General features: G+C 63.7%; 8 protein-coding genes and 1 pseudogene. 1 reads left to right on the top strand and 8 read right to left on the bottom strand.

The genetic code is table 11. The features are described 5' to 3' along the window. The 8 genes and pseudogenes from VNQ78_RS17295 to VNQ78_RS17260 form a co-directional block, all read right to left on the bottom strand. A pseudogene (locus tag VNQ78_RS17295) lies at positions 1 to 190 on the bottom strand (hypothetical protein); the annotation flags it as partial. 136 nt (positions 191 to 326) lie between these two features. Next, the gene (locus tag VNQ78_RS17290) at positions 327 to 2150 is read right to left on the bottom strand and encodes a formylglycine-generating enzyme family protein (protein WP_325692091.1); all 1824 of its coding nucleotides are present in this window, start codon (positions 2148 to 2150) and stop codon (positions 327 to 329) included. Continuing rightward, positions 2147 to 2551 carry a VOC family protein gene (locus VNQ78_RS17285; RefSeq protein WP_325692089.1) on the bottom strand — a complete coding sequence of 135 codons (405 nt, stop codon included), beginning with the start codon at positions 2549 to 2551 and terminating at the stop codon, positions 2147 to 2149. Before VNQ78_RS17285 ends, VNQ78_RS17290 begins: the two co-directional genes overlap by 4 nt. A 54-nt stretch (positions 2552 to 2605) precedes the next feature. Beyond that, positions 2606 to 3982 (bottom strand): ABC transporter substrate-binding protein, encoded by a 1377-nt coding sequence (locus tag VNQ78_RS17280; RefSeq protein ID WP_325692087.1) that lies wholly within the window; start codon positions 3980 to 3982, stop codon positions 2606 to 2608. After that, entirely contained in the window at positions 3979 to 4815 is an 837-nt protein-coding gene (locus tag VNQ78_RS17275; protein WP_325692085.1) for an ABC transporter permease, read from the bottom strand. Before VNQ78_RS17275 ends, VNQ78_RS17280 begins: the two co-directional genes overlap by 4 nt. A gap of 9 nt (positions 4816 to 4824) precedes the next feature. After that, complete coding sequence (locus VNQ78_RS17270) at positions 4825 to 5835, bottom strand: ABC transporter permease (RefSeq protein ID WP_325692083.1); 1011 nt, start codon at positions 5833 to 5835, stop codon at positions 4825 to 4827. A gap of 79 nt (positions 5836 to 5914) precedes the next feature. Next, a complete protein-coding gene (locus VNQ78_RS17265; RefSeq protein WP_325692081.1) occupies positions 5915 to 7492 on the bottom strand; it encodes an ABC transporter substrate-binding protein in 1578 nt (525 codons plus the stop codon). Positions 7493 to 7680: 188 nt separating this feature from the next. After that, positions 7681 to 8541 (bottom strand): sulfurtransferase, encoded by an 861-nt coding sequence (locus VNQ78_RS17260; protein ID WP_325692079.1) that lies wholly within the window; start codon positions 8539 to 8541, stop codon positions 7681 to 7683. A gap of 133 nt (positions 8542 to 8674) precedes the next feature. Between VNQ78_RS17260 and VNQ78_RS17255 the strand changes: the two genes are divergently transcribed. Then, the coding region (locus tag VNQ78_RS17255; protein WP_325692077.1) for an ABC transporter ATP-binding protein at positions 8675 to 9357 on the top strand (683 nt) is incomplete at its 3' end.

Below are 9357 nucleotides of genomic sequence, written 5' to 3'. Positions count from 1 at the left end.
CATTGCCGCCGGGGTGCTGGCCGCCTCGGCGCACTTGCCGGAGGCCGCGACCGGGGATGTAGTAACTGCCGCGCAGGGAAAGGTTCTTGCGCAGCGCGAGCTTCAGCGGAAAGCGCGTGGGTTCATTACTGAGCGCGCCGTGAATGACGATGGTGCGGCGGGGACGAGTTGGCCCGCCGACCGCATCCAAGGCCGCGTCAATGCCCTCGGGGGGCCGCAGGTGCCAGGCACTTTGCGAGGTTTTCGCGTTTCATGATACGCACCGCCTCGGCACCGGTTTCCGGATCGCCGCCAGCTCAGACGCTGATTGAAGCAACAGCTCCGTTTCAAGGTTTGGCTGCGCGGCGCGCGACCACCACGCGAAAGCCGTTGCCCCGCCAGAAGCCGGCCGGCTCCAGAGAACCACGATAGATGCCATTCGCCTTCCAGTCGGGACTGGAGAAGCAGCCGCCCCGCAGGACGCGGCGCATGGTCGGTGCAGCCTCGTCGGCCTCTCGTCCGTCATCCTGCCAAGGAAAGGGGAATGAGGGGTGGGTCATGTCCTCGCCCCAAAGCGTGTGGCACCATTCCCAGATGTTTCCGGCCATATCCTCGCAGCCGAATGCGCTGCGGCCTTCGGGGAACAGGCCCGAGGCACAGATATCGTTGAAGCCGCTTTCCTCGCCATTGCTGTGCAGCGGCTGCCAGTCGTTGCCCCATGGCCAGAAATAGCCCTGCGCCCCGCGTGCGGCGGATTCCCATTCGCGTTCGGTGGGCAGACGCACCACCTCATCCACGGCAATTCGGCCCTCGTCGCGCCAGACCGTGGTCAGCCACAAGCAATAGGCGCAGGCGTCATACCAGGTCAGATCGGTCGCCGGATTGTTCCGGCGCGAGGGATCGTCCCGCGCAGTGCTGCGCCACAGCCGCCCGGTGGCCGCGATGAAACGCGCGTAATCCGTGACGGTCACGGTATGGCGGGCTATGCGGAAGGGTGCCAGGATCACGCTGTGGGGCGGAGCCGAATTCGGATGTGCGGTGCTGCCCATCGGATAGCTGCCACCCGGAATCTCGCACAGCTGGCAAAGATCACGCGGGTCGCCAAGGCGCGACAGCGTCTCGCCGATCTTGCGGCGCAGGGGGAAGGTGTCCGTCGCTGCCAGCCGCAAAAGAAGGGAGCGGGCCATCAGATCGCTTTCCGCACTGCCCGGGCGTACCAGCGCCTCGGCCGCCAGAATATGGGTCACATCGGCCGTGCTGTTCAGAAGGCCGGTGGCAAGGACCGCGGCCTGCGGGTGATGCGGCCCCCACCATTCGGCGAGAAGGCCAAGCGCCGTGGTGGCGCCAAGGGGGTTTACGGTGATCTGTTGCAGGATGACCGGCGCGGCCTGAGTGGTCCAGGCCCGTGCCCGTCGGGCGTCCTGCAGCCAGCTTTCCTCTTGTGGCGATGCCGGGATGGCGGTGGCAAGGCCTGCGGCCTGTTGCAGGTCTAGCGCGCGACCTGCCGCGCAGGACAGCGCCCAAAGACCGGGTTCCATCCAGTCGGCGGTAACAGGATCCTCCAGCCGTCGCCTTCCACGTTCCGAACGCGGCAGGGGCATCAGCCGATAGGCGGGAAGGGCAGGCGGGCGTGCCAGGAGATCCATTTTCCCGCTGTCCAGGAAGACAACCATCCGATGCCCGCACCCGGAGCCATCGGCCTGGGTCAGATCCAACGCACGCTGCAAGCCCGGGCCAAAGCCCTCTGGCAGGCCGTCGAAGATCATCAGGATGGGGGCATCGCGGACGGATGCGGTCTCGACCAGGGCCTCGGCCCCGGTCAGCCCGTCGGTTTCCTGCCAGAGGAGCGGGTGCATTGCCCCGGCCGTCCAGGCCTGCGGATGCAGATCGCCCTCGGGGTTGCGAGGCATTGCCGCATGCAAGAGATCGGCTCCGCCCGTGTCATAGGCCAGAAGGGCATCGGCCAGCGCCTGCGCCGCCCGGGTCTTGCCGCCGCCATGGGGGGCATGGAGCAGGACGGCGGGGCGCAACGAGATCATCTCGGCCAGCGAAAAATGCACAGGGCGCTGCGCCTCGGCCTCTGCGCTGAATTTGCGCAGACCCTTGGCCTCGTGATCCTCGAAGGTGAACCCGACCAGCCGGGCCAGCCCCTCGGCTGTTTGCGGGCTCATTTGAACAGCCTTGCCACGTCGGGATTGTGGAAGCGCTGGACCTCGATCGCATAGCCTGCAGGGTCTTCGAAGAAGAAATGCTCGCAATAGGTGCCACGCAGCATTTCAGACTGGCCCTCGACGCCGGCGGCCTTAAGCCGGGCGTGCCATCCCGCGACATTCTCGGTGACAATGGTCAGAAGGGCGGCACTTTTGGGCTGGTGCTTCAGATGGCCGCGATTGCCGTCCACGATCCCGAAATAGCTGCTCCCCGCGACGCGGTAGATCCGGGCAAGGCCTTGATCGAGAACCAGTTCAAAGCCCAGAACATCTTCGTAGAAGGGGGCGACGGCGGCGATGTCCTCATAGTAATAGAAGGTGATGCCGCATTCGATTTCGGAGGGTGTGGGGGCTGATATCATCCTATACGTCCTTATTCTGTGTCCGTGGGGCTGCGCCCGTCGGGAATGCCGGGATCAGGCGATCCTGAGGATGCCCTTGTGGGTCAGGCTCAACCCCCGAAGCTCTGGTACATGAGCCAGCGCCTCGACGGGATGGAACAGATAAAGCCAGTGCGGCTCTGCGTGCAGATGGCGCAACAGCGCACCATAGGCCTTGTCGCGGGCCTGAGGGTCAAGGATGCGGCGTGCGGTCTCGAACAGGCCATCCGCCTTGGGATCGACGACGCCCTGCCACCAGACCGCACGGGTCCGGGACGAGATCTTGTCATCCGCGACACGGAACGTCGAATGCGGAGAGCTGTCGAAAATCGCCAAATCGCCGGTCCTCTTTTCCCCAAGTTCGCGAGCATAGGCCGGGCGGTCATGGGCCAGATCTATGGTGACCGCGAAGCCCACGTCTCGCAGGCTGTCGGCGAGGAAGGCCGCGATTTCGGGCGCGCGTTCGGGCATATGGGAGGGGCTGCGCAAAGTGATGGTCTTCGGTGCCTCCACCTGTGTCAGCAGGGCACGGGCGCGGGTCGGATCATGGCCCATCGCGGGCAGGCCTGCGGGGCCAAAACCATGATGCCATGGACTGACGATGGTGGTCGCGGGCAGGCCAAGCCCGCCCATCACCTGCGTGATCAGCGCCTGCCTGTCGATGGCCAGATTGGCGGCAAGACGCGCGCGTGGATCGGCGAAGACCCCGGATGCGCCATTCATATAGGCGATGACAGAAAGCGTGATCGCCTGTTCGTGCCAGATAAAGCCATCCAGCGCGCGGCGGGGACGGGCCAGCCGCTCCATATGCATGGCGGCCTGCACGGTCCCGTCTTGCAAAGCGGCAAGGCGGTCCTCGGCCCGCGGGATCGCGACAAAGCGCAGACGCCGACCGTCGGCACGGTGGCTCAGAACGGCCTCGGCCCCGCGCGTGAAGCTTTCGACCGCCCAAGGGCCGGTGCCAAGGGTCGGTTCCCCCTTGGCGTCGGGCCGGGGCAGGTAGAATTCCGAAAGAATGTCGGGCAGGTCCGGGAAGGGTTCGGGCGTGCGGATCGAGAGGCGGGGGCCCTCGGCGGTGATCTCGGCGCCGTCCAGATAGCGGGCATAGCTCCATGGCATGCCAAACATGTCGCGGGCCTTGAGGATCTCTTCGATGAAGGCCTTCGCATGCTGGGCCTGAACCGGGGTGTCGTCATGGAAGCGCGCATCCTGGCGCAGCTCCAGCTGCCAGTGGCGGCCATCCTCTGACAAGGCGAAGCGGTCGAACAGCCCTTGCGCGACTTTGCCATCCTGCCAGGAGAGCATGGGCTCAAGCACCAGATTTTTCAGGGTCAGTACGCTGGCATCGTCGGTCACCCGGTTCGGTGGCAGGAAATCCACCTTCTCCATGGCGATGGTTGGCAACTCGGTCATTGGATCTGGCTTCTCCGCCGGGGGTTGAACCAATCGGCCAGCGCATCGCCCAAAAGGTTGAAGGCCAATACCGTCAGGAGGATCGCAACGCCGGGACCAAGTGCCGTCCAGGGGCTGGACCGCGCATAGGCCAGATTGGCCGAGACATCCGCCCCCCATTCCGGCATTGGTGGCTGCGCCCCTAGACCCAGAAACCCAAGGGCCGAGGTTTGCAGAATGGCACTGCCGACATTCAGGCTGGCCTGCACCAGAAGCGGGCCGATGGAGTTGATCAGCACATAGCGCAGCAGGATGCGGCGGCGCGACAGGCCAAGGGCGGTGGCGGCCTCGACATATAGGCGGGTCGAGACGGCCAGAGCTTGGCTCCGCGCGACGCGGGCGAATTGAGGGGCCATGGTGATGGCCACGGCGATCATGGCGTTTTGCAGGCTCGGCCCGATCGCGGCGGACAGCGCGATGGCCAGGACCAGCGCGGGAAAGGACAGGATCGCATCGACGACGCGCATGATGATCGTATCGATCCAACCGCCGCAGAAGCCCGCGAGGATACCAAAGAAGACCCCGATGGCAAAGGCGATGGCCACGATGACAATGCCGATCGACAGCGTATAGCGACCGCCGCTCAGCACCCGGGCCAACATGTCACGCCCGAAGCTGTCGGTTCCCAAGGGATGCGTGGCCGAGGGCGGCATGAGCTTTTCGGCCATGTCGATCTGGATGGGCGATTTCAACAGCAAGGGTCCGACCAGCACCGCCAGCAGCATGATGCCCAAGATGATCACACCCGCCAGCGCAAGGTGATTGTGACGCAGGAAAAGTTTCAGCTCTGACATCATGGCCCCTCAGGTCATCTTGCGGCGCATGCGCGGATCAAGTGCGGCATATAGCAGGTCGACGCATAACGAGGTCAGGATGAACAGCAGTGCGAAGATCAATGTTGCGCCCTGGATGACCGGGTAGTCCCTGCTCTGGATCGCGTCGAACATGAAGCGCCCGAGCCCCGGCCATGAGAAGACAGTCTCCGTCAGGATCGCCCCGCCCAGCATCTCGGCGAATTTCAGGCCGACGACGGTGATTGCGGGCAAAAGAGAATTGCGCAGCGCATGGCCCACGATGACCTGCCTACGCGACAGGCCCTTGGCCTTGGCGGTGCGGACAAAGTCCTCGCCCAACGTCTCCAGCATCGAGGCGCGGATGAACCGTGCCAGCGTTGCGGCCAAAAAGGACGACAGCACGATCACCGGCAAGACAAGGTGTGACAGTGCCGACAGGACCGCGCCCGGCTCTCCCGAAAGCCAGGCATCGACAAGCATGAAGCCAGTGATCTCGTCGAAGAAGTAATAGCTCGAGATCCGGCCCGAGACCGGCAGCCAGCCCAGCCAGGTTCCCAGAACCAGCTGCAACAGCAGCGCCAGCAGAAACGCCGGCATCGACACGCCTGTCAATGACAGCACGCGTAGCACATGGTCTGGCAGGCGGTTCACCCGGATTGCGGAATAGACGCCGATCGGCGTGCCCACGACGATGGCTACGATCACCGCGCCGAAGGCGATCTCCAGCGTCGCGGGCAGGCGAGACAGGATTTCCTGCAGCACAGGGCGGCCGGTCTTCAGCGATACGCCCATATCGCCCTGCGTCAGACCCGCGATATAGTGCCAGAATTGCAGGAGCACCGGCTCATCCAGGTTCAACTGAGCACGCAGCGCGGCAATCTGCGCATTGGTGGCCCCCGGCCCCAGAAGCGTGACTGCCGGATCGCCGGGGATCAGTCGGACCAGCGAAAAGACGATCACCAGAACGATGACCAGGACCGGCACCAGCGTCAGCAGTCGTCGGATGAGGAAGACATGCATCGAATACGATTTCCTGCGAAGTCCTGAAAGAGGTCACGGCGGAACCGCGACCGCTCTGCATTGTCATTGATGTCCTGGGTCAGTCCTTGTGGACGCCCCAATACTCGTTCAGTGGCGGCGCACTGTTGACGACCAGCCCCTTCACATTCGCACGGGCGAAGATGATGAGCTTGGGACTGAACAGATAGGCGCCCGGCGTCCTGGTCACGATTTTCTCTTGCAGCTCGAAGTAAAGCGCCTTGCGCTTGGCTTCGTCGACCTCGGCCTGCGCGGCAAGGATAAGGGCGTCCAATGCGTCATCCTTGGGCATACGGAAGGTCATCGCCGTGTCGGCCAGGGATGAAAGATAACCGATGGTGATATGTGCGTCGGGGTCGTTGTACCAAGGCTGACGGCCATCCAGCGCCAAGTTGAATTGACCTGCGGTCTGAAGCGCACGATAGGCCGGGAATTCGGGTTGCTCGATCGTCACTTTGACGCCGATATCGGCCAGATTAGCCTGAACGAAGGTCGCCACCGCCCCCCAGAGCGCGCCGCCGAAGCTGTAGAGCGTGGTGTTCAGCGCCTCGGGCGAGACTCCGGCCTCGGCCAGAAGGGTCTTGGCCTTCTCGGGGTCGTATGTCGGGGCCAGTTCCTCCACCTTGGGATTGTAGGCCCAGGAATTCGAGGTCAGCGGGCCATAGACCCGTTCCGCCGTTCCGCCGAAGATGCCCGATAGAAGGCCATCGTAATCAATCGCATGGGCTATAGCCAACCGCACGCGCGGATCTGCATATGGGCCTTCGGTGGCCGCGTTGTTGAACTCCAGCTGGCGGATGATCTGGGAAGCGCTTTCGAGGATCTGGATGTCCGGGTTCTGCGAAAAGGCCGCGATTTCCTCGGTCGCCGGAGCGGACAGCTGGCTCGCCTGCTGGATCATGTCGATGCCGCCATTCTCCAACTCCAACCGCCGGGTCGAGGCCTCGGGGATGATGCGGTACATGATGCGCGACAGTTTGGGCGCGCCACGGAAGTAATCGGGATTGGCATCCAGCACGACCCGGGTGTCGGCGGTATAGTTGCGGATCACAAAGGGGCCGCTGCCGACCGGCGCATCGGCGAAACCTTCGCCCAGTTGCTCCACCGCCGTCGGGCTGACGATGCCCGATTGCGGCTGGGCAAGGATCGCCAGGAAGGCGGGATAGGCTGATTTCAGCGTGAAGACCACCTCATTGGGGGCGGGGGTCTCGATGGTTTCGATCAGGCCAAGCGAGGCTTCGACATAGGGGTTCAGCTTGATCGTGCGTTCAACCGAGAATTTGACCGCCGCGGCGTCCAGCGTCGTCCCGTCGGTGAAGGTGATGCCATCGCGCAGCTTGAAGGCGAAGGTTTTCCCGTCGTCCGAGATGGTCCAACTTTCGGCCACGCGTCCCTCGACCTTATCGAAGGTAGGCGGCACCCATTCCACCAGCGTGTCGAAGACGTTGAGGATGATCTCTGATCCGACCGGTTCGGCCTTGTTGTTGGCCGGCTCCAGCCCGACGGGGTTGGAGGGCACGGCGACGACGAGCGTCGCTGCTTCTTGCGCATGGGCCATGCTGGCCATCCCCAGAGGCAGTGCGCTGGTGCCGAGAAACGCGCCTGTCAAGCGGCCAAACTGCCTGCGGGTAAGTTCCATCGTCTTCTCCTGTGCGACGCGCGAGGGGGTATCATCAAATGAAGTTCTGAAAAATATCTTTCTTGAGATATTTGGTGGCAAGAAGAAATTGCCATGAACATCCCAAACAGCTGTTTTTGTCTCCGACAATATCCTCTGACAGCAAAAACTGTCAGCCGGTATGCCGGCTCGACAGGCAATTTTCTCTCTCAGGGGTGTGGGCCGCGTTGGACCGGTCGCGCGGGATCGTTGACCCATTGGGACCAGGAACCAGGATACATGGCGGCCTGCACGCCGACCGCCGCCAGGGCCAGAACCGTATGGGCTGCTGACATGCCTGCTCCGCAATAGACGCCGACGGGACGTCCATCGGTGATGCCAAGCCCCCGAAAAAGCTCGGCCAAGGTGGCGCTGTCGGCGAAGGGGCCGGGGTCGGTGAGAGTGTCCAGCGTGGGCGCGCTGACCGCACCGGGAATATGGCCGCGCCGGGGATCGCCGCCCTCAACCGGGCCGCCGATGTAATTGGGCCTGATTCGCGCATCCAGCAGCATGCCGTCGCGCACGAAGTCCGACACGGATTCCGCGTCGAACTGGGCCATCATACCGGTCTTTATATTAATATCAGATGGTTGCGGGGTTTCCGCAATCTGGGCGACGGGCAAGCCTGCGGCTTGCCAGGCCGGAAGTCCACCATCCAGAACCCGCACATCCTGCATCCCAGCCCATTTCAGAACCCACCAGCCACGGGCGGCGGTCATTGCGCGGTCGTTGTCATAAAGGACCACGGTTTGCCCCGGCGTCAGTCCCCATCGGCGCATATTGGCCTGAAGCATTTCGGGTTCGGGCAGTGGGCGCTGGCCCAGATCCGGCCGTGCCGGGGCGGCCAGTTCGCAATAGGCGTCAACATCGACCGCACCCGGCACCCAGGCTCCCGTGCGCGAGTTGGTGCCGGTATAGGGGTTGATCGATTGCACGGCCAGAACGCGTGGCGGTTGCGGCGATTGCAGCATGGCCCAAAGCTCTGCCGGGGTCAGAAGCACTTTGCTGCGCGTTTCGTGATCGGTTCTCATGCCCCATCCTTCGTGCATCAAGATATTCTACGAGATACACCATATGTTGACACGGTCTCCATTCCAAGACGATACTCCCTGCCACAACCTACACTGACGACTGCGCGTTGCGCCCATGCCGATGGTCATGCCGATGTCTGCCGAACCCATCCTTTCCGTCAAAGACCTGAGTGTCGCGGTGCGCTCTGCCTCGGGGTGGAAGACCGTCGTTGACAAGGTGAGCTTCGAGGTGGCCGAACGTCAGACTTTTGCCCTCGTCGGCGAATCGGGGTCGGGCAAAAGCGTGACCGCCTTGTCGATCATGGGTCTGATGCCCGCCAATGCCGCGCTGGTCACGGGCCAGGCGGTGATGGATGGGCGCAATCTTGTCGACCTGCCAGAGGCCGAGATGACGCGGCTGCGTGGCGACCGCATCGCCATGATCTTTCAGGAGCCCATGAGCGCGCTGAACCCGGTGATGACCGTAGGCCGCCAGATCGCCGAGCCGCTGATCCGCCATCGCGGCCTGTCACGCGCCGCGGCCCGGGCCGAGGCGCTGCGCCTGATGGACCGGGTGCGCATCCCCTCGCCCGGGGTCCGGGCGGCCAGCTACCCGCATGAGCTGTCGGGCGGCATGTTGCAGCGTGTCATGATTGCCTCGGCGCTGGCTTGCGCGCCGAAGCTTCTGATCGCGGATGAACCCACGACCGCGCTGGATGTCACCATTCAGGCCCAGATCCTTGAGTTGATCCGCGAGTTGCAGCGCGAGGATGGCATGTCGGTGCTGTTCATCACGCATGACATGGGTGTCGTGGCCGAGTTGGCCGAGCGGACGGT

It is taken from the genome of Paracoccus sp. (in: a-proteobacteria) (assembly GCF_035556475.1).
Lineage (GTDB): Bacteria > Pseudomonadota > Alphaproteobacteria > Rhodobacterales > Rhodobacteraceae > Paracoccus.
This window is presented reverse-complemented; position numbering and strand designations above follow the sequence as displayed.

Excerpts from the sequence above, each read along its gene's own strand:
- VNQ78_RS17270 (WP_325692083.1), bottom strand. The coding sequence starts at position 5,835 with ATGCATGTCTTCCTCATCCGACGACTGCTGACGCTGGTGCCGGTCCTG.
- VNQ78_RS17265 (WP_325692081.1), bottom strand. The coding sequence starts at position 7,492 with ATGGAACTTACCCGCAGGCAGTTTGGCCGCTTGACAGGCGCGTTTCTC.
- VNQ78_RS17285 (WP_325692089.1), bottom strand. The coding sequence starts at position 2,551 with ATGATATCAGCCCCCACACCCTCCGAAATCGAATGCGGCATCACCTTC.
- VNQ78_RS17275 (WP_325692085.1), bottom strand. The coding sequence starts at position 4,815 with ATGTCAGAGCTGAAACTTTTCCTGCGTCACAATCACCTTGCGCTGGCG.
- VNQ78_RS17280 (WP_325692087.1), bottom strand. The coding sequence starts at position 3,982 with ATGACCGAGTTGCCAACCATCGCCATGGAGAAGGTGGATTTCCTGCCA.
- VNQ78_RS17290 (WP_325692091.1), bottom strand. The coding sequence starts at position 2,150 with ATGAGCCCGCAAACAGCCGAGGGGCTGGCCCGGCTGGTCGGGTTCACC.
- VNQ78_RS17260 (WP_325692079.1), bottom strand. The coding sequence starts at position 8,541 with ATGAGAACCGATCACGAAACGCGCAGCAAAGTGCTTCTGACCCCGGCA.